Below are 25,185 nucleotides of genomic sequence, written 5' to 3'. Positions count from 1 at the left end.
GATTTTCTCCTTTGCGTCCGGTTCGCTGGCCTTGTATTCGGTTCGCTGGCCTTGTGTCCGGTTCGCCGGACGGGTTACCCATGGGCACGTCACCAAACAGCAGTTGACGCCAAGGCCCTCGAACGCACCGTCTGACATGGGGCCGGAGAACATTCCAGATGGCGGCACCGGTGGGCTTCGACTGCTCTCGTCGGCCGGGGTCCGCACCCGCCGCACCGCGAACGAGTGGCGGCCCGGACCGGATTGACCGTCGCGTGAAGGGGTACTCCGACGATCTTGGGAGATCTGCCAGCCGGTCGTAGGTCGGAAGGAGAGCCGTGCCTGACGAGAAGGTCAAGAACGTCTTCGTGATCGGGCTCGACGAGGCCAACCTGCCGACGCTCCGGCAGGTCCCGGGAGCCCGCTCACTGCGCTTCCACCAGCTGCTGACGATCGAAGAACTGCAGATCGGCGAGGTGCACCTGCCCGCGCTGATCGAGAAGGCTCAGGGCGTGCTGGACGCCTTCGACGGCAGCGTCGACGCGATCGTCGGCTACTGGGACTTCCCCGTCAGCACCCTCGTCCCGATTCTGAGCGAGCGCTACGGCACCCGCAGCACGAGCCTCGAGTCGGTGGTCAGGTGCGAGCACAAGTACTGGAGCCGACTGGAGCAGCAGAAGGTCACCGACCGGCACCCGCGTTTCGGCAGGGTCGACCTGGCGGCCGAGCCGCCGCGCCCGCCCGGGAACGTCGGGTTCCCAATGTGGGTCAAGCCCGCCCTCTCGTACTCCTCCGAACTCGCCTTCGGCGTCGGGGACGAGCAGGAGTTCCGCGCGGCCGTCGCCGAGATCCGCGAGGGAATCGCCCGGATCGGCCGCCCCTTCGAGCACATCCTCGAACGCATCGACCTGCCACCGGAGATGGACGGTCTCGGCGGTCAGGTCTGCCTCGCGGAGGAGGAGATGTCCGGCGTCCAGGTCGCCGTGGAGGGCTACACCCACCAGGGCGAGGTGACGGTCTACGGAGTCCTGGACTCCATCGACTACCCGGACTCGCCTTGCTTCCTGCGCCACCAGTACCCCTCGACGCTGCCGCCACCGGTCATCGCGGAACTCCACGACGTCACCGAGCGCGTGATGCGGCGCGTAGGCATGGACTCGGCCACCTTCAGCATCGAGTACTTCTACGATCCGCGGACACGGCAGATCAGCCTGCTGGAGATCAATCCCCGGCACTCCCAGTCGCACGCGGAGCTGTTCCAGTACGTCGACGGCGTGCCCAACCACCACTGCATGGTCAGCCTTGCCCTCGGCGACGACCCTCGCATGCCGCACCGCGAGGGCCCGTACGCGATGGCGGCGAAGTGGTACCACCGCTGGTTCACCGACGGCGTGGTGCGCCGTGTGCCCGGGCCGGAGGACATCGCCCGTATCGAGCGGGAGACCCCGGGCGTACGCGTCGACGTGGTCCCCGAGGAGGGCACCCGGCTCTCGGAGCTCCCCCAACAGGACAGTTACAGCTACGAGTTGGCCCATATCTTCACCGGCGGGGCGAACGAGGAGGAGCTGCGGGAGAAGTACGACCACTGTGTGGCCGCCCTGGGTCTCGTCTTCGACGAGGTCGAGGTCCCGCCCGAGTGACGCGACAGTGACGAGATGCCGCGAGAGTTGAGGAGCACGTCGGTCCCATGCGTTACGTGACCAACCTGCCGTACGCGACGAAGGAAGAAGAACACGTCACGATCCCCATGTCCGACGGGGTCCGTCTCTCCGCGCACATCTGGCGCCCCACCTCCTCGGACGACGAGCCGGTGCCCGCGGTGCTGGAGTACATCCCGTACCGCAAGCGCGACCTGACGGCCGTACGGGACTCGATCCACCACCCGTACATCGCCGGACACGGCTATGCCTGCGTCCGCGTCGATCTGCGCGGCACCGGCGACTCGGAGGGGGTGCTGCGGGACGAGTACCTGGAACGGGAGCAGGCCGACGCGGAGGAGGTCCTGGCCTGGCTGGCGGAGCAGCCCTGGTGCGACGGCGGCACGGGGATGATGGGCATCTCCTGGGGCGCGTTCGCGGCACTCCAGGTGGCGGCCCGCCGGCCGGCCGGCCTGAAGGCCGTCGTCATCGCCTCCTTCACCGACGACCGGCACGCCGACGACATGCACTACATGGGCGGCGCCCTGCTGTCGGACAACCTGGCCGAGGCGGGCACCATGTTCGCCTACGGCACCTGTCCGCCCGACCCCGCCGTGGTGGGCGACCGCTGGCGCGAGATGTGGCACGAGCGGCTGGAGAACACGGAGCCCTGGGTTCTCCAGTGGCTGCGCCACCAGCGCCGAGACGACTACTGGCGGCATGCCTCGGTGTGCGAGGACTACAAGAGCGTGCGCTGCCCGGTCCTGGCCTCCAGCGGATGGGCGGACGGCTACTCCAACGCCGTGACGCGGCTGCTCGGCCACCTGGACGTGCCCCGCAAGGGACTGATCGGCCCCTGGTCTCACAAGTTCCCCCACCTCGGGGAGCCCGGCCCCGCCATCGGCTACCTCCAGGAGGTCGTGCGGTGGTGGGACCACTGGCTCAAGGGCGTCGACAACGGCGTCATGGACGGTCCCATGCTGCAGACATGGATGCAGGACAGCGTGCCGCCCTCCACCGCGTACGAGGAGCGGCCGGGACGCTGGGTCGGAGAGCCCGACTGGCCCTCCCCGCACATCCGGCCGGTCACACGTCCGCTCACCCGGCACAGGATCGAACCTCCGCAGGACACGGCGGACGCGACGGGTGCGGGACAGACACCCGACGGCGACGCGATGACCGTGCAGTCACCGCTGTCCGTCGGCCAGTTCGCGGGCAAGTGGGCCTCCTACAACGCCCCACCGGACCTGCCGTACGACCAGCGCGAGGAGGACGGCGGTTCACTCGTCTTCGACAGCGAGCCGTTGACCGAACAGCTGGAGATCCTCGGTTCACCGAGCGTGGAACTCGATCTGTCCGTCAGTGAACCGGTCGCCATGGTGGCCGCACGTCTGTCCGACGTGAGCCCCGACGGCGCCGCGACCCGCGTCTCGTACGGCCTGCTGAACCTCACCCGCCGCGACAGTACGGAGGCCCCCGAGCCACTGGAGCCGGGCCGACGCTACCGCGCCACCATCCCGCTGAACGGAGTGGCACAGGCCTTCCCGCCGGGCCACCGCATCAGGCTCTCCCTCTCCACGTCCTACTGGCCCCTCGCCTGGCCGCCGCCGAAGCCCGCGCTGCTCAGCGTCCACGAGAACTCCAGCACGCTCACCCTGCCGGTCCGCCCGGTGGACGAACCCGATGACGTGCCGCCCAGTCCCTTCGGGGAACCCGAGGGCACACCACCGATCGCCACCAGCCAGGTGACGCCGCCCGAGGAGCGCTGGGAGGTCAAGCGGGACCTGGTCGGCTACCACGCCGAGCTGGAGATCGTGAAGGACCGCGGCACGGTCCGCTTCGACGACATCGGCCTCGACGCCGACCGCCGGGCCTACGAGCGCTACGCGGCGGTCGCCGACGACTTCACCTCGGTCAGCGGCGAATCCACCTGGACCATGCGGTTCCGGCGGGACGACTGGGACGTGCGGGTGGTGACGCACACCGAGCTCACGTGCGACGAGACGGATTTCTTCGTGGACGCGACTCTTGACGCGTACGAGACCGGCCGCCGGGTCTTCTCCCGCACCTGGAACGAGAAGGTACCGCGCGATCTGCTCTAGCCGGTGCGGAGCCGGTACGTCTTCTCGTGCCCTCTCAGGCTGAACCCGCAGAGCGGGGCGTCTCACCCAAGGCCGACAGAGAGGGCACCGGCACTTCTGCCATACGAACGGCCCAAGCAGAATCGTGCACCGCCCGCACGGCGCCGACGATGAACAATATCGATCCGGCCACTCGTGAAGGACGACAGGATGCTGCGAGACCACCCCGGCCGCGGCCATCGAACCGTCGTGGCGGCACTCGGATGTGTTCTGTCCACCGTCGCCCTCACCGGGTGTGGCGGCACCGAGGACGCAGGCTCCTCACCCGCGCCGACACCGAGCAGCCCCGATACGGCATCGTTCTCCGGATCGCCGCCGTCGGCGCTGGCCTCCGAGGCGGCTTCCGCGATCGCCTCCGCTCATGCTTCGGCTTCGGCGGCGGCCTCCTCGGCAAGTGCCCGTGCCTCCGAGTTCGAGGCATCCGTCGAAGCCGAGGCCGCCCGCGCCAGTGCCGCTGCGGAGAAGGTGCTCAAGGATGTCGAGGGGCGCGGCAACGCGGTGTCCGAGGTCGGCATGAAGGGCCTGCCCAGGAACGAGACCAGCGGGCTGCTCGCCGTGCTGGTCACGATCACCAACAAGACCGACGACAGGGCCTCGTACGCCGTGCGGATCGACTTCGAGGACTCGTCCGGAAAGGTCGTCGAGACGAGATTCGTCGGCGCGGAGAACCTCGACCCGGGCGAGAAACAACAACCCATCGCCTTCAGCCGACAGCCCGCGGACGCACAGCTCACTCCCCGTCTCGCCAAAGCACAGCGGTACTGACGTCGCCGGTGGACGCGGGTGGAATCGAGCCATGGAGGAGCGATGGGCAACCTGGTGGTTGTGGGAACGGACGGCTCGCCGTCAAGTCTCGCCGCGGTGGAGACGGCCGCCAGGGAGGCCCGACGCCGTCGCGCAGCACTGCGCGTGGTGTACGCCCTCAACTGGCCGGTCAGACCCATGTACGCGCCACTGGACACCACACCGCTCAATCGCATGGTGAGCGAGGCCGCGGACCGTGCGCGGAGCGTGGCCCCGGAGGTGACAGTCACCGAGGCCGTGGTGCCCGGCGACACGGTGTCGGTGCTGGAGGCCGAGTCCCGGGCGGCGGACCTGCTGGTCGTGGGTGCCCGTGGGACGGGAGGCTTCATCGGCATGCTGCTGGGATCGACGGCGGCGTCCCTGACGGCCCACAGTCGGTGCCCGGTGATGGTGGCCCGCGAGGAGTCGGCCGACGGCGGTCCGATCGTGCTGTGTGTCGACGGCTCCCCCGCGGGCGAGACGGCGGTCGAGTTCGCCTTTGCCGAGGCGGCGCTGCGCGGAGCCGAGATCGCCGCCGTGCACGTATGGCTGCCGGATCACGCGCCGGCCGGTACCGGTGTCGAGAGCCAGGAGCGGCTGCTGGCCCAGGCCCTCGCCGGGTACGCGGAGAAGCATCCCGATGTCACGGTCAGGCGCGAGGTGGCGAGTGGCGAAGCCAGGGAGGTGCTGATCGAGAGAAGCAGGAACGCCCAACTCGTGGTCGTCGGAGCTCGGGGGCGTGGCGGGTTCACCGGTCTGCTCCTGGGGTCGGTGAGCCAGGCGCTGCTGCACCACGCGCATAGTTCCGTCGTCGTCGTCCGCGGCGGGACGGGATCAGACGTGTCGTAAGGAAACGCCGGTCGCGCGCGTCCGCCACCCCTGTCGGTACGTCGGTACGGGGACACGCTCAGGTCGCGAGTCGGGGGGAGCTCATGGCTACGGCCGTGCTGCCGCCTCCGTGTCACGGGTTCCTCCGGCCGGGATCGTCGCCGCCGGTCACGCCGTCGAGACCGCCTGGGAGGAGAGGGTTTCACCGACCTCGCAACCGCTTTACGGCCGTCTCGACGATCGCCTCGGGGTCGGCTCCGCGACCAGCGAAGCTCCTTACTCGTCCTCGTCGTCACGTTCGGTTCGCTGCTCGCCGCCGGCATGGCGCTGCTGCCCGCGCTGATCGGTGTGGCGGTCGGTCTGACCGGGCTGCTGGCCCTGGCCCCCCGGTGAGCATCTCCTCCACGGCCGTCACGCTCGCCCTGATGCTGGGCCTGGCCGTAGGCATCGACTACGGCCTGTTCATCCTCGGCCGGCAGATGGAGGCCGCCCCCTTCATGATGGCTCTCGACCTGATCGGCCGGGGCGGGACAGTCGTCTCATCTATCTACGATGTCCGCCGACGACTGGAGGCGACCATGGCTGTGAACTCGTACGCCCCGGACCGTCGCGCGCAACGGTGGGCGGCCCGGACGGCACTGGCCGCGGCGGCCTTCGCGGTACTGCTCCCCCTCGGCTACGGCGGCGTGGGCGGCGTCCTGCTGCTCGTGGCCGTACTCGCGGGTGCGGCCCTCACCGCGGCCGCCGTCTGGTGGGCACTGACCCGCCACGGCCCCGTCCGCTGGGCGGCGGCGCTGCTCGCGGTGGCCGCCCCCACCGCCGTCGTCTTCCTGCTCGCGACCACCCTCCTGTGGGCCCTGCCGCTGTCGCTGGTGTCGTGGGCGGTGGCAGTCGGGGCAGGTCGCTACGCCCTGCGCAGCACCCGGAAGCAGTTCACCGGCATGAAGGAGCGCAGGGCGGCCCCGCCCCGGCGTCCGTACGTCCTCATGAACCCGCGTTCCGGCGGCGGCAAGGTGGCGGTGTTCGGCCTGAAGGAGAAGGCCGAGCGACTCGGTGCGCGCGTCGTCCTGCTCGACCCGGAGCAGCACCAGGACGTCGCCGCGCTGGCCCGGTCGGCCGTCGCGGACGGCGCCGATCTGCTGGGTGTCGCGGGCGGCGACGGCACCCAGGCGCTCGTCGCTGCCGTCGCCGCCGAACACGACGTACCGTTCCTCGTCATCAGCGCCGGCACCCGCAACCACTTCGCGATGGATCTCGGCCTGAACCGCGAAGACCCCGCCGCCTGCCTCGACGCCCTCACCGACGGCGTGGAACTCCACGTGGACCTCGGCTTCGCCGGAGAGCACCCGTTCGTCAACAACGCCTCCTTCGGCGCGTACGCGGCAGTCATCCAGAGCCCCGCCTACCGCGACGACAAGATCGGCACCATCTGGGACCTGCTGCCCGACCTGCTCACTCGCCAACGCGGAGCAGAACTGACCGCGCGCGCCGCGGACACCACGCTCACCGCCCCGCAGGCCGTCCTCGTGAGCAACAACCCCTATGGCACGGCAGATCCGACAGGTCTCGGCCGCCGTGAGCGACTCGACACCGGACTGCTCGGCGTCCTGGGCATCAGGGTGGACAGTGCGGCCGAGGCGGCCGGACTCCTGCTGGACCCGGAGCCGGACGGACTCACGGTCGTGACCGCCCGCGAAGTGGTCGTCGACGCCGACCGCGCGGAGATCGAGGTCGGCCTCGACGGCGAGGCCACGATCCTTCCCACACCCGTGCACTGCCGCATCGCACCCGGCAAGCTGCGCGTACGCGTTCCCCGACAGCGTCCCGGTGTACCCCAGACCCATCCGCCCCTGGACTGGCGGCAACTACGCAAGCTCGCAGCATCGGTGGGACGTACAGCCGCACCCAGACGTCGAAACCGCCGCGGGAAAGCTGAGAGGGAGTAAGGGAGTAACGGCACGAGCGTGAGCGCGAACCTTCCTACTTGTCGTGCTGTCGGCGCACCATCTCGGTGATCCAGATGGGCGCGAACGGAGATGTGCAGCCCGGGGAAGTCGGGTAGTCCCTGAGCACCTCCAGGCGCTCACCGATGTCGATCGCACGGGTGCGGTGCTCGGCGTGCTCGATCCCGATCTGAGCCAGGCAGTGGTTCATCGCCCACTGCAGGCGGTCCGGAGCGTCTTTCATCTCCGCCTCGATGACATCGAGCAGTCCTGCGAGGTCGAGGCCCTCGGGTTTCTTCGTCACGCGTTCGGTGGTCAGCGCCCAGCCGGCACTCGCGACCACTGGATCCGGATCGGCGGACCAGGCCAGGCGCAGCTCTTCGGCGTTCGGGTTCTTCTTCACCACGTAGTTCACGAGCCAGTCGTGCACCTTGGGTCTGCGCGCCTCGCGCAACATGACGTCCAACTCGTCACGCTCGAACGCCTTCGGGCGGCAGATCAGGATCGCCAGGAGTCGCGCCGCGGTGTCATCCGTCTCCCAGAGCCGGCACGCGAGTTCCTGCTGCGTCTTCAGTCGCTTCGCGAGCGCGCGCAGCTTGCTGAGGTTCACGCCGTGATCGTCACCGTGTTTCTCGTTCACCTCGCGTGCCTTCGGGTCCTCGAGTTCGGCCAGCTCGGCCATCACCTCGGCGACCGTCGTCTCGGTCAGCGTCGTCTCGGCCACCTCATCCTCCTGTCCGTCACGTGCAAGGTTCAGCCTATGGGCTGTCCCGTAACTGGTCTCTGATGGCGCGTAGTTGCTCAGAGGTCAGCGGGTGTCCCGCCTGATCACCGTGGGCTTCACGCAGAGGCCGGCTCCTGGCTGATGAGTGCGTGGAGCGCGCTGGCGGACTCCGGGGCCAGGCGATAGATCCCATGCACGCTTATCTCGCCACGCGGCTCCCCGTCCACGACGTGCCTGATCTGTCGCTCGCCCTCGAAGCCGCCGGCGATGAGCGCCTTGCACAGGTCGTTGGTCCACAAGGTGGTGTACGCATCAGCCATGGCCGGACGTTATCCGGTGGCACCGACAGAGCCCGCTCCTCCTGCACCGGCGTCGACGGGTTCCCTGGCCCGACGAACGCCACCCGGTGTTCGTTCTCGGGACCGGTCCCGCCCGACGTCCTGATACTTGCCCCCATGCGGTGGAGACGACGAAGGCAGTCCACGTACCAGCCGGGTGCCGAGGCGTACGGCAAGTGGCGTCCTTACGCTGACACCGTCGAGGGCAGCGCCACTGTCGTGGACAGGAAGGACAACGGCCAGGTTTACGAGGTGTCCTGGGTCAAGACCGAGGCCGTCACGCTGGAGTACCTGCGCCGCCGGGACGTACGCCAAGAGCGCTACTACATGATCGTAGAGACGCCGTACCGTAACCTCAGCCGCGACATGGCCATGATCTTCGATAAGGCGGACGGCGCCCTGCTCGAGATCCCCGAGCGCACGCCACTCCCGGAGTTGACTGCGTCGCCGAACCACTGCGCCCGCTGCGGATATCCGATCCCGCCCTGCGCCCACTTCGAGTTCTCCTGCGACGATCCGGACTGCGGCCACCCCTGACTCACCGCGGACTTCGCGCAAACCGCCGACGAGATCATGCTGCGCCTTTGCTGGATATGCCGGAGCCCCGCCACGGTCTTCGACGAGTGACCGGACGCGCGTTCCGTCAGCTCAACGCGCCGTTGCCGTAGCCCAGTTCCGCAGTCATCCGTCCGACTCGACCAGGAGGACCGCATGTCACCGAAATCCACGATGATGATGGGGCACGCACTCATTGTGATGGGCATCGGAGGGCTTCTCGTCCTGGATATGCCGACCTTGCTCAGCATATGGAACATCGTGCTGGGTGTGGTCCTTACCGCATACGCGATGTCGAACGGGTCGAAGGAGGAGTGACGCGGACACCCGTAAGCGTGCGGGATCGGGGCTGTTGCTCAGGTTGAGGGTCAGCCGGTGAGAACGTGAATCTCGTCGTCGGTATCTGGCATGACGTTCGTCGCTTGCCGTTCAGGAGCTCGGCAACTGCCGTACGGAAGTCGTCCATCGCGATGCCCGCGGGGTCCGGCTTGCCGGGCTGCCACTCCTTGTGGCCGATCGCTGAGCGCGAGGTCCAGCCGTGGGCGCGGCACAGAGCGGCGAGGTGTAGCCGGTGCGGCAGAGCTCCACCATGCCGGCCTCGGTGGAGTACGGGCCGGTGCGGGAGGGGCGCCCGGCGCGCGGAGCTTGGCCCATGGCGCGTCATAACGTGATCCGTACATCTCAACGGAAGCGACGATCGGCCCGGCGGATCATGAGCGGAGCCATAAACGGATCGCGGCGACGGTAACGGTGCGGCCTTCAGACGTCTTCCACAGCCCGTAGTACGCGGGCAGATCGCGCCAGGGGGCGCCGGCCCGTAGGCAGTAGAGGATCCCGTTGCGCCCAAGATCCCCGGCGCCCGAAGGCCAGGGACCTGACCCACTCAGAATATTTCTGCCCTTTTTGCAGAATATAGGCGAAAGAGGCCCATAATTGACTCATCGGGGTAAGTAAAAGGAAAAGGCTCAATGGACCCTGCAGCTCAGGTGCCTGACATGAATCCGTCCCCGAAACCAGATCCCAACGCGTGGCAGCGTAATGAGCCACGATGGTCTCGACCCGACAGAACGCAGCGGCGAGTTAAGCCACGGCTGATCGGCGCACTCACCGTGCTGATCCTGATTCTCACCATGGGGGTCACGGGTTGCACTGATCGAGCCGGTCAGGAAACAGACCCCGGATCAGCTCCGACTGACACCCAAACGACGGCGCCGACAGAGGCTCCCGCGAAGCCACCCGAGCAGTCCACCGCGGAGAAGCGTCCCGACGACGCATCCCCAGCCGCCGAGAGGACCAGCCGCGCCGAAGTCATGGTGGAGCGGATAATCGACGGTGACACCATAGAAGTCCGCGGTGGCAGCGGAATCCTTCCCCAGAACCAGACCACCAAGGTCCGCCTGCTGGAAATCGATGCGCCCGAGGTGGGGACCTGCTACAGCAGTGAAGCCACCACCCGCACGGCGGAACTGCTGCCCGTGGGTTCCACCGTGCGCATCGAACGCGACGTCGAACTCAAAGACCCATACGACCGCTACCTGCTGTACGTCTGGAACGACCAGGACGAATTCGTGAACCAGTCCCTGGTACGCACGGGGCACGCCAAGGCCGTTCTCTATCCGCCCAACGACAAGTACTGGCCGCAGATCTCCCAGGCCGGCGACGCCGCCGAGCAGGATCTGTCAGGACTCTGGCTCGCCTGCGACACGACAGCAACCACTCCCGAGGAGCCCGACACCCCGCTGCCGCCCGACACAGATGCCCCCGGCGCCCCCCTGCCCCCCGACACAGATCCAGGCTCCTCACTGCCCCCCGGACCACCGTCTGGTCCCGACGTCGACTGCTCGGACCTTGCCGGCCCCGTCTGGGTCGGGGACTCCGATCCCCACCGACTCGACCGCGACGGAGACGGCATCGGCTGCGACACCAACTAGATCAGGGAGTGTGGGGGTCCCCGAGGGGCCCCGCCCGGGGTTGCGTCGAGTAATTGTCCAAGAGTTGCGGATCGTGCGACTTGTGATTTACGACGGACGCGAACACGTCCGCGTGGTCGGGCCGATTCGGACACAGTCAGAAGCGGTCATTCGTACGGCCCAGCAGCGCATGCCCAGGCCGGGCTGTGTCCATACGGTCGCAGTGACCACCACAGCGATCACGGGACGGAAGGGAAGGCCCATGGGCATACGCACCATGCTCGCCGCGACAACGATGGTTCTCGTGACCACCGGTCCCATGACAGGCATCGCGCACGCACAACCCGACCTGGACTGCCGCGACTTCGCCTTCCAGGAAGACGCGCAGGCGGAACTGAACCGCGACCCCAGCGACCCACACGACCTGGACGAGGACCAAGGGCCGGACGACGGCATCGCCTGTGAGGTACTGCCCCGCAGGAGCGCTCCCGGCCCGACCGTTTCCGTCGCGCCCACACCCACCGTCAGCCCTGTCACCCCCACCGTCAGCCCGGTCACTCCCACCCCCACCGTCAGCCCCGTCACCCCCACCCGCGGCACCGACGCCGGCGTCGGCGGCAGCACGGGTCCGGCCGGAGTCGAACAGGCTGTGGGCGCGTGCATGGCCGTCGGCTCTCTTGGACTGGTGGCAGCGTATGCGGTCCGGCGACGCCGACGTCCCTCCGGAGCGCGAAAGCTTTGACGCTCAGTCGTCCACCGGATCCAGCAGCTCCGGTGTGCCGTCCACCAGGCTCGCCGTGACCACGTGGCGCTCGTCGGTACGGTGACGTCGTAGGACGCCGCAGGAGACAGATCACCAGGTGGTGGGCTCATCGACCCGGGGGGAACGAGCACTCGTGCAGCGCATCGGCCTGTACTACCCGTACATCCACTGCCGTGACGAGCGGCCGCTTCTCCGGACTCTCCGTGTGAGGTAACTGACCTACCTTCGCCCTGTAAGCCGGTGATCAGCTGTAACGCTGGGACTTCCATGCCCTCGGGCGGGTCGGTGAGATCCGCGACGGGCAACTCGCACTCCGCCCGTGGACCTCCCAGGACGTCGTCGACACCGCGAAGCGTCTCGGCAGTGCCGAGGAGTTTGCGCTACCCGAGCAGGATGCCGTGGCCGCGGCGGCCGCCCTGCACGCCGCGCTGCTGGCGCTGGAGTCCGGGTAGGCTCCGCGACGTCCCGGCGCCAGGCCATGGGGATTCCCGCCCCACCGCCCGTCATCCGGCTCATGGTCACCACGGCCCTACGCCTCCGGACGGAACACACGAGGAGGCGCAGGGCCGGTGGCCCATCCACTCCGCGCTGAATGACCTGTGCGGGAGCAGTCACCGAAAGGGTCGGCAGCCACGCCGAAACGCACGCAGCCCGCTACCGCCAGAAGATCTCGAACCGAGCCTCGTCGAACTTCCGCGAACCGCGCACCGTCGCCGGACCCACCCGTACCTCCCGCACGGCCAACTGCACCAGGTTCCGGCGCTGCTCACGGCCCGCCGTCTCGTTCCACCAGGGCTCGACACCCTGCGGCGTCAACTCCGGCAGCTCGTCGAGGGACTTGCCCCGCCGCACAGCCGCCATCGCCTCACCACGCCGCTTCTCCAACGCGGCCTTCGCCGCCCGGAACTCGCCCAGGTTCAGCTCCTTGCCCCCGTACGCCTGCGCCAACTCCTCCTTGTGACCCCGCAGTTCCTTCTGGAACCGCTCCGCCTCCCGGGCCTGTGCGGCGAACCGGTCACGGATCGCGGCGAGCCGCTTGAGCTGCGCCGGGCTCGCCAGCCGGGCCACGAGCCGCTCGCCGATGTACTCGTCCAACGGCTCGGCGGAGATCCGTACCTTGCCGCAGCCCTCGCTCTCGCACACGTAGCCGCGCCCGCCGTTCGCCGTGGACCGGGCCACCAGCGGCTGCTTGCACAAGGCGCAGGTCGCCGGGCCGCCGGACAGGTAGTGCACGTGCTTGGACTTGCTGCCCTGGCTCTTCTGGTTCTCCCGGAACAGCTCCTGCAGCGCGTCGAACGTCTCGCGGTCGATCAGCGGCTCGGCCGGGCCGGGGACCAGCTCGCCCTCGGCGTTCTCCCTCAGGCCGGTGATCGCCGGATTCCGCAGGCGGCGGCGCAGCGTGGTCGGCGACCACGGCCGCCCGGACACCGTCGGTCCCGCGTTCTGCGTCATCCACGCCGTGGCCTCGGTGAGCGTCGTCTCCTCCGCGAGGAGAAGCTTGGCTACCGCCGCCAGGTAGGTGGCCTCCTCGGGGACGGCGGTGACACCGTCCGTCTCATGCCCGTACGCCCTCATGTACTCTCCAGCCCGAAATCCCCCTGCTTTCCACGCACAGGATATGCCACAACGCAGCATTGTCACCCCTACATCTGAACTCGGCTGTGAACCAGGGTCAGCTGCTGCACGGCGGACTGTACAGCGGGAAGATCGGCCACTGGAGAGTTCCGGCACCTCGGCATGTGCCAACTCGCCCTTTGAGAAAGGGACTTGCGGAGCTGGCGTTGGGATGGGGACTAACGTGATGCCGTGCCCCCGGACCCCTTGCCCAGGCGGCAGGGCTGTAGCTGACTGGCGTCGACGCAGCCAGCGCCGAGGGGGGAGCAAGCATGGGCAGCTGGGCCGTGATCGCACAGTACGGATACGCCCGTGACTATTACGAGACCACGATCATCCGCCGCGGACTGGGAACGAAGGACCATGCGCTGGAGGAACTCCGCGCCGTCCTCCATACGTACCGGCCGGCCAAAGGGATCAGAGAGCAGTGGCGCCAGGTGTACCGCTTCGCCGACCTGGAGTCGTACCTGCTGGTGATCAAGGGCCAGGTGACGGAGTGGAAGTGCACCCTGCGCGTCGCGGAACTGATCTCGGACTCGACCGACCCGACCGTCGCCGAGCGAGCGTAAACGGAAGACCTCAGAACGGACAGAGGCCCGCCGGACACACGTCCGACGGGCCTCAGCGTCAATCCCGGTGGGTCGCGTTCCCGCAGGTAGCATCGATTCTGCCCGCGTGTCGCCTGGCGGGGCGGGTGGGATTCGAACCCCCACGGCCGACTCCTCCACCGCCTCGGAGGAGTCGGCCGCCGGAAGGGCTGTCGAGCCCGTGCGAAGGGGCTGTCACTGGTAGCGGGACGCTGTTGGTCAATTCGGGGCCTGTTTCGGCCCGTCGGCCGGTTCGATCCAAAGGTTCCTGAAGCGGACCTTGTTCCCGTGGTCCTGGAGCCGGATCGCGCCCGCCGCGGCCGATTCCGCATCGCCACCGCCGGTCGGACCGTCCACCGCGACGTTGTCGTGGACCTTTCTACCGTTCCACACCACGGTGATCCTGGCGTCCTCGGTCTTCTGGCCCGCGGCGTCGAAACGAGCCGCGCGGAACACGATGTCGTACGTCTGCCAGGTTTCGGGTGCGGTGGCGGCGTTCAGGTCGGCGGCCTTCTTCTCGTAGATGGCCGCGGCCTCGTTCGGGGCGAGTTTCTCCACTCCGAAGGAGTCCAGGATCTGGATCTCGTACCGGTCCTGGAGATAGATGCCGCTGTTGCCGCGATCCTGCCCGGTGACGTCGTCCGGCAGCTTCGGCACCCGGAATTCGGCGTGCAGTCTGAAGTCACCGAAGGACTGTTTGGTGCGGATGTCGCCGCAGCACACCTCGATGGAGTCCTCGGCGGTGTGCGGCCATTCGGCGCTTCGGCCGTCGGTGTGCTGCCAGCCGGTGGCGAGGCTGCCGCCGGAGAACAGGTCGATACGGCTGCCGGGTCTGCGTACGTCGATCATGTCGAGGTTGACATGGCCGGTGTCCTCGGGCCGGTAGGTGTACGTGATGGTGTTGCGGCCCTTGCGGAGGTCAAGCCGCTCGGTGCGGGTGGACCAGCGGTTCCAGGCGCCGGTGGAGGGGAGGCTGGTCTGCCGCGCCTGTCCGCCGTTGACGCTGACACCGAGCGTCTTCGTGCCGGTGAAGGGGTGCGGGCCGTTGGCGTAGCGCAGGCCCACGTCGTAGCTGCCCCTCGCGGGTGCGTCGACCTCGAAGGTGACGGTGGCGCCCTGGGTGCCGAAGCCGTCGACGAAGCCGCCGCCGGTGTGACCGGCATGCTCGGTGTCGATGTCCGCCCCGCCGGACAGGCGTGCTGATTCGGCGTCGTACGAGGTGACGGGCTCCTCGGGACCGGGGCGTGCGTTCAGGGTGTACCAGGCCTCGGTGGACCAGAGTTGCTCACCGTCGGCCGAAGCGAACGGGCGCGGCGAGCGCACATGCACCACCCGGTCGGTCTTCAGGCCGGGGATGGTGAGCCGGACCTTGCGACGGTCACCGGATATCCGGGCCGCCGCGACGGGGAGGACCTCCTCGTCGACCTTGGGGCCCCCGTACGCCGGGGTGGGGACATAGCGCCACTGCTCCACCGAGTAGGCGCCGCTCGTCAGCTTCGCGGCGGTCTCCTCCGACAGCGGCTCGGTGTAGGTGAGTTCGAAGCCGTCACGGGTGGCGCGCATGGTCTTGATGTCGAAGACGCTCTTACCGTTCGGCGTGAGTTTCTGCAGGCCGAAGCGGAGTTTGCCTTCCTGGCCCCAGTTTCCGTCGGCGCCCAGGCCGCCCGCGTAGATCGCGCCGTCCGGTCCGGTGCTGATCCGGGTGACGCCGGCCTCCAGGCCCTGCGTGTGCCGGAACACCGCGCCCTGGTACTCGCCGTCCACCTTCTCCAGGTCGGCGCGCTGGATTCCGCCGTAGGTGACATCGCCGAAGAGCATCTGCCCGGCGAAGGGCCCCTTCTTCAACAGCATGGGTGTGCTGGGCGAGTTCGCGATCTCGTTCTGCGGCAGCCAGAGCACCGGCTTGGTGACCGTACGGTCGTCGAACGGGCCGTCCGGGTTGGTGTGGTGGTTGAAGAACCGGCCGGGCTTGATGTGCAGCAGCTTGGAGGAGGGCAGCCAGCCGCCCTGGTTGTCGGTGACGAAGAGTTCGCCCTCGGGACCGCGTCCGATTCCGTTCGGTGTACGCAGGCCACCGGCCAGGTAACTGACCTTCCCCGTCTTCTTGTTCACCTTGATGGTGGTGCCGCGATCGGGGGCGGGCTGCGGATCGGTCGTCGCGCCGCCGTAGTTGATGGCGACGGACAGGTTCAGATAGAAGTGCCCGTCCTCGTAGAGCAGTCCGAAGGCGAACTCGTGGAAGTTCCCTCCGTACGGCCACTCGGCGACCTTCCGGATCTCGCCCGCGGTGTTGTCGCCCTTGGTGTCGGACAGCTCGGTCAGCTGGTGCTTCTCCGAGACGTACAGCTTTCCGTCGACGTACTTGATCCCCATCGGCTCCTTCAGGCCGTCGGCGATCTTCTTGTACGTGACCTTGTCCGGGCCGGTGTCACCCGTGACGTTGTCGAGGATGTACACCTCTCCCCGCGTCTCCTCGCTGCCGCCCCACGTGGTCACGGCGAGTCGGCCGCCCGGCATCCAGTCCATCGCGGAGACCTGCGGCTCGAAGCCCTCGGGGCGCAGATCGGTGAGGTTGTAGGCGGGGTTGACCGAGTTCAGCGGAAGGCCGTCGCCCGGGGTGTCGTAAGTGCCCTCGCACTCCTTGCGGCCGGGGGCAGTGACACGGACGACGTCGGCGTCGGTACTGAGAACGGAGTTCGGGACGAGGGTGAAGTCGTCGGCGCCCGGCGGCTTCCACTGGAGGGTCACCTGCTGTTCGCCACCGCGGTCGAAGTGGTCGATGTGCAGGGCGTGGTAACCGGGCGTGAGGGTGATCTCGCCGTCCTTGGGCTCGGCGCCGTGCAGTCCGTCATGGTCGATGACCTTCTGGTCGCCGATGAAGAGGCGGGAGCCGTCGTCGCTGATCAGGCGGAAGGCGTACGTACCGTCAGCGGGAACATTGATGTTGCCGATGATCTGCGACACGAAGTTGTCGGTGAAGCCGAAACCCTCGGTGGAGGACCAGTCGACGGTGGGGATCAGTTTGTCGACGTTGGGCGTCTGGGCGGGCTTGAGGTCGCAGAGTTCACTCAGCGGGGACTGGATGTCGAAGACGCGGAGGGTGACGCCGGGTTCCTGGGGCGGCAGATCCGCGAATGGCTCCTCCTCCGCGCCGGCGACGGGGGCCACGAGGCCGCCGGCGAAAAGGGCTGTGAGAAGTAACCCGGCGGTTCTTCGTGCTCTACGGCGGTGGCGACGGGTCCTCGGAGACTTGTGTGGCGTCACTCTTCCTCCTGCTGGGCGCTGTGAGGCGACGCGCCGGGGGTGGCCGGCGTCCGCGGAGTGGAGTTCGTGCACGGGCAGCTGGTAGCGGCGTTCCGCGGTGATGCACGCGGACTTCCGCACGAAAGCGACGCCCAGCGTACGAAGGACATACGAAACCGTCCATGCTTTGTCCTCAGAAAGGAGAAACTGATGCGAGTTGAGAGGAGACGGCCCGGACAGCGCCCCGGTTCGCCACCCAAGGCCTGCCGTGATCCATAGGCCCCAAGGGCCGCCAGACGGAAGCATTCGGGACCATCTCGCCGGCTCGGGAAAGGGCCTCGAACCCGTCGACAGCGGATTGCCCTGCCGACTCGCGCACCTCGGGACCGTGTCTCAGCGAGGAACTCGCGGCGTTCGCCGTGTCATGGCGGAGTGCAAGTGGCTCGCGTGGCGGGAGGCTCCAGTCCGTCAGACTCGAATGACACACAAGCGGCGTCGACGCCCGCCCCTTACGTTGAAAACCACCCCTGCTTCCCCGATTCGCGGCTGCTCCGAAGAGGGCGGCGCCCAGGCCGAGCGTGGTTCGTCCTGCTCCTGCGGCGTCCTTCGTCCCAGGAAACCGACGGGGGCAGCGCCGTCACCCCTACGCCACGCGAAAACGCCACCAATGCCACCGCTGGGCATGAATGCGCTGCCGCGATGCAACGTGGACCGGTCCCAGAGATCAGGCTCGTACGTCTCGCTGCTGAAGTTCCTTGAGTACTCCGGCCACCGTCGCGAAGTCGTTGTCCACGTGGAGGACGGTGTGCCCGTGGTGGACCGCGGTCGCACACACCAACAGGTCGATCGCTCCTGCCACGCGATGCCGGCCCTGCTGGGTCAGTTTGTACTGGGGGGATGTCGACCCAGCGCCAGGCGTTCTTCGGAACGGGAGAGAGCAGGCAGAGTGCGTCCAACTCCTCCACGAGCTCGTCCCGGTGGGACGGGCTGGTTGCCGAGTAAAAAAATTCGGCGCGTGTCGGCTCGCAGAGGTGGAACACCCCGGCTGCGATGTGCCCCTCCCACGGCGGCAATGCCCCGGGGGTGCGGAACAGGTGCCACAGGGCGGAGGTGTCGAGCAGGTACGTGATCACTCGAAGGCCTCGCGTCGGGCACGCTTGCCTGCGTCATGCGCCGCCGCGGCCTGCTCGAACTCGCCACGCGCACCGCGCGAGGCCAGTTTCTCGGCAGCCTCGAGCCGCCTGATGCACGGCACACACGTGACGCCTGACGTCAATCCGCAACGGCACGACATGTCCGTTTTATGAATACGGCGGCCTCAACTTAGGCCTCACCGTCATGAACCATGATCAACTAGGGTCGCCGAGATCCCCCAACTCGCCCGACCTGCCAGCGAAGTTGCTGGTCAGATCGATTCGCCTCGCGTAGCGCCTGGTGGGGCGGGTGGGACTCGAACCCACGGCCGACGGATTATGAGTCCTTTGAGGATCTTGGTGGCCCTTGCCGATCCGTGCTCATCCTTGACGTTTTCGCCACTCAGAAGGGGTGAGCATTGTCGGAGCTTCTCAGCTCTTGTCAGTCTGTTCCTGTCCTTGCGTCCCGAACGCGCCCTGGAGGGACAAGGACACGGGGCTCCTGAGTGGTTTGTTCCAGCTCGGAGAGGAGTTTCGAACCCGTCCGCAGCGGATTGCCATTCCCCATTTGAGTACTGCAATCGCCGTCGCCGAGGGGTATGCGGACGTGACGGCGGCAAAGGCATCGGGCCGGCGGACGGGATGAACGTGGCCCTCGCCGCGGCCTACCGCACCGACGCCATGTTCACCAACGACCGGTACTTCCGCCGGTCCGCCCGCCGACCGGCCATCCAGCTTTCACCTTCTGCCTGACGATCTGCAGCCGTTCTCAGGACGGGTGTGGCCTGCGCATGGCCCCTCCTGCCGCTCGTGGTCATCGACCGCGCCGAGAGCTTGGAGTTCAGGGAGTTACAGAGACCTCGCTTTGAGCTGTTGGTGATGTGCTCCGTCTGCGATCTGGCGGCCTTCGGCGCACTCATCGACGCATGGACGTGCGAACCCACCTACGCCGGTTCGGTGAACTGGTCGAACACCATCACGGCGGCCCGGGTGGCGAGGGACCAGCCGTCCTCTCCTTCCGGGTCCTCCAGGTTGGGGTGTCCGGCGATCCAGCGCATGTGGAAGCCGTCGAGCAGGGCGGCGATGGTGGTGGCGAGGTGTTCGAGCTTGTAGGGCGCGCGCATGCGTAGCCCGTAGGCGTCGAGCAGCGTCTGGTACGCCTCGCAGGCGACCTCGGTGAACGACTCGCCGTAGTGCCCCAGGGCGTCGCGGACACGTGGGTTGGCGGCGCTGGCATAGAAGCCGAGCAGCACGCGGTAAATCGGGTCCACGCGGTGGTTCTCGTGGTTGTCCGTCAGGACGTCGTTGAGAGCCTCCTGCCAGGTCGTGCCGCTGTCGACCGCCTCCTTGAAACGGCGGATGCTCTCCGGCAGCCCCGGGACCAGTTCGGCCTGTCGGCTGGTGAGGTGGAAGAGGAGATCTGCCTGGAAGTCGGCCTGCGCGGGCCAGATCTGGTAGATGGATCCGGTCGTGATCGCCGGTGCCGTATCGTCGCCCAGTCTCTCCCGCATGATGCGGGTGGCTTCCTCGGTGACCCGCTTGACGCGGATATGAGCAAGGGCTGCGGAGACAGCCGCCTCGCTCGTGTCGGAGGTGCCGGCGCAGACGAGCTTGGTGGCCGCTTCCAGCATGAGGGCCCGGGTCTCTTCGGGTGAGCGCCGAGGGAGCCTGCGTCTCACGGCGTGCGCCGTCATGTCCTTCCCCTCCCGTTGCATGATCGTTAATTCGGTGTGAAGCGGGGCGTTGACAGGGCGCAATCGTACACCTAGATTCCCGATCCGTAAGAAAGTTACGAAACTCGAAAGCGCCGGTCACCTGGCCCTTCGAAGTTCCTCGGGCTGGTCCGAGGCACCGGTCACCCCGGTGCGCCCTCCTGCCTTCCTCTGCCTTCCGTGCTCTCCCCGCATGCCGTGCCGGGCACCGCCCTGCCGTTTCCGATCCTGGAGGATCCCGCATGCCCGCAACCTCACGCCCCCTAAGACTCGGCCTCGTCTCCGCCGCCATGGCGCCCCTGCTGGGCGTCGCCGCATGCAGCGGATCGGGCACCGACGCACCCTCATCGACCGGCGCCTCCGGGGGTTCCTCCTCCGCGAGTGCGGACTCCCGCCCGGTGAGTGACGTCGTGACCGACTACCTCGGCTACGTCGGCGGAAAGGCGGGCAAGGCCGACGCCGGCCTCGAACCGGTCACCCTGGGTTGGGTGAACGTCGAGGGCGGCCCCGGCGGCAGCCCCGAAGCCACCCTGGGTGCCCGTGCCGCCGTGAAGTACGTCAACGAAAAGTTGGGCGGTATCGGCGGGCACCCGCTGAAACTGAACGTCTGCACGGTGGTGTCCGCCGAGGAGGAGGGACAGAAATGCGGCCAGCAACTGCTCGGCGACAAGACGGTCTCCGCCATCGGCGTCGGCAACCTCTACCTCGGCGACGCCTCCTTCAACTCCGTGATCGCGGGGAAGAAGCCCGTGCTGGTCGGAGTGGCGACGGGCCCGACCATGCCCACCGCGAAGAACACCTTCAGCACGTTCGGCGACCTGCCGCACATCTTCGGTACCTGGGGCACGTACGCCCGTGACGTGCTGAAGGCGAAGACCGCGGCGGTGATCCACACGAGCACGCCCGGCGACAAGATCGCCTCCGGGGCAGCGGTGAAGGGCCTGGAAGCCGCCGGCCTGAAGGTGAAGTCCGTCGGATTCGACGCGCAGTCCACCGATCTGATCGGCCCGGTCACCGCCGCCGGGGCGAACACCGCGGATGTCGTGGTGCCCATCTCCCTCGGTGGCGGATGCGTCGGGATCGCCAAGGCACTGAAGCAGCTCAATGTCACCAAGCCGGTGGTCTCCACGCCGCTGTGCATGTCCCCCGATGTCGCCCAGGGGCTCGGAGGGGACCTGCCCACCTGGACGTACGGCGTCGCCCAGACACTGCCGATGGACTCCTCGGCCGCCGACTCCAAGGCGTTCCTGAAGGCCTCGGCGCAGGCGGGGCTGGACAAGGACGACCAGTCCAAGGTCTTCGCGCCGCTGGGCTGGAGCACGGTCCTGACGTACGCGAAGGTGCTCAACACCGTCGGCCCGGACAAGATCACTCCCGCGTCGGTGACCGAGCAGCTCAAGAAGTTCACCGGGCCGGTCGTCATGGGCGCCGCCGAGGTCAAGTGCGGCAAGTACCCGGACGCCCTCGCTGTCTGCAACGACCAGGCGAGGTTCTACCAGTACGAAGGCAAGGGCCAGTTCAAGCCCCTGACCGACTGGATCCGCCCGCCCCAGTGAGCCCCGCCCGCCCCCGCCGCCGCTGAGGCCGCACGCCCTCGCGGGACGCAGCCTCAGCAGCGCGGACTCGCAGACTCGCGGACTCATGACAGGAGTCATGCATTGGAACAGATCCTGCTCTTCGCCGTGCTCGGCCTCGGCCAGGGGGCACTGATCGCCGGCATCGCGCTCGGCGTCGTGGTCACCTACCGGGGTTCGGGCATCATCAACCTGTCCACCGGCGCCGTAGCCATGGCCTCGGCCTATGCCTTCTGGGCCCTGACCACCGGTTTCTTCGGGTTCACGCTGCCCGTCGGGCCCGCTCTCGCCGGGGCCCTCGCGGTCGCGCTCGCCGTCGGGGTGCTCACGGAGGTGGCGGTCTTCAAGCCGCTGCGAACTGTCTCACCCCTGGCCAAACTCGCGGCCTCCCTCGGCATCCTGCTCACCCTGCAGGCCACCGTGCTACTGGTCTTCGGGGTTCAGCCGCAGCAGGCACCGAGCATCCTTCCGGCCGACACCGTCACCATCCTGGGCGTCACCACACCCTCCGACCGCTTCGTCCTGGCCGGACTGGTCGTCGTGATCGCCCTGGTCCTCGGGGCCCTGTACCGGTGGAGCCGCTTCGGCCTGGCCACCCGCGCGGCCTCGGAGAACGAACAGGCCGCTCTTCTGGCAGGCCTGTCACCCAACAGCGTCTCGATGGCCAACACACTCCTGGCCGCCCTGGTCGCCGGGCTGCTCGGTGTCCTGGCCGCGCCCATCGTCCAGGTCGACTCCATGACGCTCCCCCTGCAGGTGGTCCCGGCCCTGGCAGCCGCCCTCTTCGCCGGGTTCACCTCGCTGTGGATCGCCTGCACCACGGGCATCCTCATCGGAGTGCTCCAGTCGATCGTGTACTACCTGTCCACGCAGAGCTGGTTCCCGACCGACGACGGCAACGCCATGCCCGGCCTCCAGCAGCTCCTCGTCTTCGCCCTGATGGTCGTCGCCCTGTACGTGCGCGGCGCCGGTCTGCCGCGCCGTGGTGAACTCGTCGAAAAGCGGCTGCCCGCGGTACCCCTGCCCGAGCGGCTACTGCGCCCTGCCTTGATGGCCGCTACGGTCGCCGCCGCCGCACTGATAGTGCTCCCGTTCGACTTCCGCCAGGCACTCACGAACTCGATGATCGGCATGGTCATCGTCCTGTCCTACGTCGTCATCACCGGCTACGTGGGACAGATCTCCGTGATGCAGCTCGCGCTCTCCGGAACCGCGGGCTTCGTCCTCTCTCACCTCTCGGTCGGGCTGGGGATCCCGTTCCCGTTCTCCGCCCTCGGCGCGATGGTTCTGGCCACACTGCTCGGAGTGGCCGCGGGCGTCTCCGCCCTGCGGGTGCGGGGTGTGAGCCTGGCCGTCGTCACCCTGGCCGCGGCCCTGGCCATGGAACAGGCACTGTTCAACAACACCTCGTTCGGCGGAACGGCCGGAGTGTCCGTACCCCCGCCGCGCCTGTTCGGGAACGACCTCGGACCGAAAGCGGACTTCCGCGGCCTGGACGGCAACGAACCCAGCCCCATGTTCGGCTTCCTCGTCCTGGCCGTCACTGTCGCCCTCGGACTGTACGTCGCCCATCTCAGGCGCACCGGCCTCGGCCGGCGGATGCTGGCCGTGCGCTCCAACGAGCGCGCCGCCGCAGCAGCCGGTGTCGACGTGCGGGCCGTGAAGATCGCCGCGTTCGCGATCAGTTCCTTCATCGCCAGCGCTGCCGGCACCCTCTACGGCTACAACTTCGGCTCGGTCAGCGCCGCTCGGTTCACCGCGCTGGCCGCCCTCGGCCTGATCGGTTTCGCCTACATCGGCGGCATCACCATGGTGTCCGGAGCCGTGATCGCGGGGCTGATGTCCACCGAGGCGCTGCTGCCCCACGCGCTGGACAAGTGGTTCGGGATCAAGGGGACCTGGGCCCTGCTCTTCGGCGGCGTCTCCCTGATCGTGACGCTGATCGCCAACCCCGACGGCATCGCGGGCGCCGCCCACCGCCGGAGGACGGCGAAGAGGGCGAAGAGGGCGGACCGCGCTGCGGCCGCGACGGGCCCACCGACTGACAGCGCATCCGCCGTCGGCTCCCCACAGATCCACCTCGGCCGTACCGCTGCCGACGCCAAGGAGGTCGCACCGTGAACGTGCTCTCTGTCCAGCAGTTGGGCGTCAGCTACGGCGGCGTCCACGCACTCAGCGATGTCTCCCTGGAGGTCGGCGAGGGCCAACTCGTGGGGCTCATCGGCCCCAACGGTGCCGGCAAGACCACCTTCGTGGACGCGGTCACCGGCCTCGTCGCCGCCCGAGGAAGGGTGGAACTGGATGGCAAGGACCTGACCGGACGGCCGCCCCATGTACGAGCCCGCCGAGGACTCGCCCGCACCTTCCAAAGCAGCGAACTCTTCGAAGACCTCACGGTCGCGGAGAACCTCCAGGTCACGGCGGACCCTTCGACGTGGTGGACCGCGCTCGGTGAGACCTTCGGCCGCCGCCCGTCCCCGAACTCCGCTGTTCCTCAGGCCCTTACGGCCCTGGGACTCGAGGACCTGGCCGACGCCTCGGCACACGAACTGTCCCAGGGCAGACGCAAACTCGTCGGTGTGGCGCGGGCCTTGGCAGCCCGGCCCCGCATCATCTGTCTCGACGAACCCGCGGCCGGCCTGGACACAACTGAGAGCGCCGAACTCGGACGCAGACTGCGCACGGTCGCTGAAGCCGGCACCGCGCTGCTCCTCATCGACCACGACATGAGCCTCGTGATGGGCATCTGCGACCACGTCGTCGTCCTGGAGTTCGGCAAGGTGATCGCCTCCGGGACACCGGCACAGGTCCGAACCGACCCCGCCGTCGTCACCGCCTACCTCGGGGCATCCACCGTCCAGCCCGCCACCGCGTCCGACACTTCAGCCGGTGGCTCCGCCAAGGCCCTCACCAGCACACCGGAGACACCATGAGTACCCCAGTCCTGGAGGTGGCCGGACTCGCTGCCGGATACGACGGAGTCCCTGTCATCCGCGGGATCGACCTCGAAGTGGGCGCGGGAGAGGTCGTCGCCCTCCTCGGGGCCAACGGAGCGGGAAAGACCACCACGCTCAAGGCCGTCTCCGCGCTGCTGCGCCCCCTCGCCGGCACGATCACTTTCAACGGAACGGACCTCGGCAGAATCCCGGCAGCGAACCGCGCCCGCCTCGGCATCGCCCACGTTCCGGAAGGACGAGGCATCTTCTCCGGCCTCACGGTAGCGGAGCATCTGCGCCTCGGTCACCGGGGCGAGCGCCTCGACCAGGCGGCCGCCCAACGTTACTTTCCCGCCCTGTCCCGCCTCCAGGACCGCAAGGCAGGACTGCTCTCCGGCGGCGAGCAGCAGATGCTCGCCATGGGACGAGCCTTGGCCCGCGGCCCCAAGCTGCTCCTGCTCGACGAGCTCAGCCTCGGCCTGGCACCCATCATCGTCGAGGAGCTGCTGCCCATCGTCAGGCGCTATGCCGACGACACCGGCTGCGGGGTGCTGCTCGTCGAACAGCACGTCGGCCTCGCCCTCGACATTGCCGACCGCGGCTACGTCCTCTCCCACGGCGAGATCACCACGCACGCCACGGCCCAGGAACTGAGGGCCGACCAGTCCCGGATCATCGCCGGCTACCTCGGCGAGCAGCACGCCTGACCCGGCCGGGCGGCCACGCGGTCAACCGGCCATGCGGCCCGGTGCCCACAACCGCCGTACACCACAACCACCGTGAGT

Annotated in this window: 19 protein-coding genes and 2 pseudogenes; 15 read left to right on the top strand and 6 right to left on the bottom strand. The window is 68.2% G+C overall.

The features are described 5' to 3' along the window. Positions 1-317: 317 nt before the first annotated feature. The 5 genes from OP79_RS42670 to OP79_RS42650 all read left to right on the top strand — a co-directional run bounded on the left by OP79_RS42670 (position 318) and on the right by OP79_RS42650 (position 7,314). Positions 318-1,619 carry an ATP-grasp domain-containing protein gene (locus OP79_RS42670; protein ID WP_033328508.1) on the top strand — a complete coding sequence of 434 codons (1,302 nt, stop codon included), beginning with the start codon at positions 318-320 and terminating at the stop codon, positions 1,617-1,619. A 47-nt stretch (positions 1,620-1,666) separates the two neighbouring features. After that, complete coding sequence (locus OP79_RS42665) at positions 1,667-3,718, top strand: CocE/NonD family hydrolase (RefSeq protein ID WP_033328507.1); 2,052 nt, start codon at positions 1,667-1,669, stop codon at positions 3,716-3,718. A gap of 189 nt (positions 3,719-3,907) precedes the next feature. Further along, positions 3,908-4,522, top strand: coding sequence for a hypothetical protein (locus OP79_RS42660; RefSeq protein ID WP_033328506.1), 615 nt, complete (start codon positions 3,908-3,910; stop codon positions 4,520-4,522). 42 nt (positions 4,523-4,564) lie between these two features. Then, positions 4,565-5,389, top strand: a complete 825-nt coding sequence (locus OP79_RS42655) for a universal stress protein (protein ID WP_078492377.1) — start codon at positions 4,565-4,567, stop codon at positions 5,387-5,389. 557 nt (positions 5,390-5,946) lie between these two features. Further along, positions 5,947-7,314, top strand: coding sequence for a diacylglycerol/lipid kinase family protein (locus OP79_RS42650; protein ID WP_033328528.1), 1,368 nt, complete (start codon positions 5,947-5,949; stop codon positions 7,312-7,314). 34 nt (positions 7,315-7,348) lie between these two features. Here OP79_RS42650 and OP79_RS42645 read toward each other — a convergent pair whose 3' ends face one another. Beyond that, the gene (locus OP79_RS42645) at positions 7,349-7,993 is read right to left on the bottom strand and encodes a DNA alkylation repair protein (RefSeq protein WP_245685645.1); all 645 of its coding nucleotides are present in this window, start codon (positions 7,991-7,993) and stop codon (positions 7,349-7,351) included. Between the two features lie 158 nt (positions 7,994-8,151). Further along, the gene (locus tag OP79_RS42640; RefSeq protein WP_033328504.1) at positions 8,152-8,355 is read right to left on the bottom strand and encodes a hypothetical protein; all 204 of its coding nucleotides are present in this window, start codon (positions 8,353-8,355) and stop codon (positions 8,152-8,154) included. 135 nt (positions 8,356-8,490) lie between these two features. On the opposite strand from OP79_RS42640, the gene OP79_RS42635 reads away from it, so the two are divergent. The 5 genes and pseudogenes from OP79_RS42635 to OP79_RS58725 form a co-directional block, all read left to right on the top strand. Next, entirely contained in the window at positions 8,491-8,910 is a 420-nt protein-coding gene (locus OP79_RS42635; protein WP_033328503.1) for a hypothetical protein, read from the top strand. Between the two features lie 174 nt (positions 8,911-9,084). Then, complete coding sequence (locus OP79_RS55630; RefSeq protein ID WP_157857460.1) at positions 9,085-9,246, top strand: hypothetical protein; 162 nt, start codon at positions 9,085-9,087, stop codon at positions 9,244-9,246. Positions 9,247-10,238: 992 nt separating this feature from the next. Beyond that, positions 10,239-10,859 carry a thermonuclease family protein gene (locus tag OP79_RS42630; RefSeq protein WP_033328502.1) on the top strand — a complete coding sequence of 207 codons (621 nt, stop codon included), beginning with the start codon at positions 10,239-10,241 and terminating at the stop codon, positions 10,857-10,859. Positions 10,860-11,100: 241 nt separating this feature from the next. Next, on the top strand, positions 11,101-11,580 hold the full coding sequence (locus tag OP79_RS56575) for a hypothetical protein (RefSeq protein WP_033328501.1): 480 nt from the start codon (positions 11,101-11,103) through the stop codon (positions 11,578-11,580). A 293-nt stretch (positions 11,581-11,873) separates the two neighbouring features. Next, a pseudogene (locus OP79_RS58725) lies at positions 11,874-12,053 on the top strand (DUF6545 domain-containing protein); the annotation flags it as partial. Positions 12,054-12,255: 202 nt separating this feature from the next. On the opposite strand, the gene OP79_RS42620 reads toward OP79_RS58725, so the two are convergent. Then, positions 12,256-13,176 carry a recombinase family protein gene (locus OP79_RS42620; RefSeq protein WP_033328500.1) on the bottom strand — a complete coding sequence of 307 codons (921 nt, stop codon included), beginning with the start codon at positions 13,174-13,176 and terminating at the stop codon, positions 12,256-12,258. Positions 13,177-13,487: 311 nt separating this feature from the next. On the opposite strand from OP79_RS42620, the gene OP79_RS42615 reads away from it, so the two are divergent. Further along, positions 13,488-13,784, top strand: coding sequence for a hypothetical protein (locus OP79_RS42615; protein WP_051745492.1), 297 nt, complete (start codon positions 13,488-13,490; stop codon positions 13,782-13,784). A 237-nt stretch (positions 13,785-14,021) separates the two neighbouring features. On the opposite strand, the gene OP79_RS42610 is transcribed toward OP79_RS42615, so the two are convergent. The 3 genes and pseudogenes from OP79_RS42610 to OP79_RS42595 all read right to left on the bottom strand — a co-directional run bounded on the left by OP79_RS42610 (position 14,022) and on the right by OP79_RS42595 (position 19,872). Continuing rightward, positions 14,022-17,066: a 3-keto-alpha-glucoside-1,2-lyase-like domain-containing protein gene (locus tag OP79_RS42610; RefSeq protein WP_033328499.1), complete on the bottom strand. Its 3,045-nt coding sequence runs from the start codon at positions 17,064-17,066 to the stop codon at positions 14,022-14,024. Positions 17,067-17,769: 703 nt separating this feature from the next. Then, positions 17,770-18,178, bottom strand: a pseudogene (locus OP79_RS50035) (PIN domain-containing protein). Positions 18,179-19,122: 944 nt separating this feature from the next. After that, complete coding sequence (locus OP79_RS42595) at positions 19,123-19,872, bottom strand: hypothetical protein (RefSeq protein ID WP_245685643.1); 750 nt, start codon at positions 19,870-19,872, stop codon at positions 19,123-19,125. Between the two features lie 260 nt (positions 19,873-20,132). On the opposite strand from OP79_RS42595, the gene OP79_RS42590 reads away from it, so the two are divergent. The 4 genes from OP79_RS42590 (at position 20,133) to OP79_RS42575 (ending at position 25,107) form a co-directional block, all read left to right on the top strand. Beyond that, complete coding sequence (locus OP79_RS42590) at positions 20,133-21,446, top strand: ABC transporter substrate-binding protein (RefSeq protein ID WP_033328497.1); 1,314 nt, start codon at positions 20,133-20,135, stop codon at positions 21,444-21,446. 102 nt (positions 21,447-21,548) lie between these two features. After that, positions 21,549-23,585: a branched-chain amino acid ABC transporter permease gene (locus OP79_RS42585; protein ID WP_033328496.1), complete on the top strand. Its 2,037-nt coding sequence runs from the start codon at positions 21,549-21,551 to the stop codon at positions 23,583-23,585. Then, on the top strand, positions 23,582-24,397 hold the full coding sequence (locus tag OP79_RS42580) for an ABC transporter ATP-binding protein (protein ID WP_051745490.1): 816 nt from the start codon (positions 23,582-23,584) through the stop codon (positions 24,395-24,397). The genes OP79_RS42585 and OP79_RS42580 overlap by 4 nt, the downstream gene beginning before the upstream one ends. Next, complete coding sequence (locus tag OP79_RS42575) at positions 24,394-25,107, top strand: ABC transporter ATP-binding protein (RefSeq protein ID WP_033328495.1); 714 nt, start codon at positions 24,394-24,396, stop codon at positions 25,105-25,107. Before OP79_RS42580 ends, OP79_RS42575 begins: the two co-directional genes overlap by 4 nt. The last annotated feature ends 78 nt before the right edge of the window (positions 25,108-25,185 follow it).

It is taken from the genome of Streptomyces yerevanensis, from assembly GCF_000716805.1.
Taxonomy (GTDB): domain Bacteria; phylum Actinomycetota; class Actinomycetes; order Streptomycetales; family Streptomycetaceae; genus Streptomyces; species Streptomyces flaveus.
This window is presented reverse-complemented; position numbering and strand designations above follow the sequence as displayed.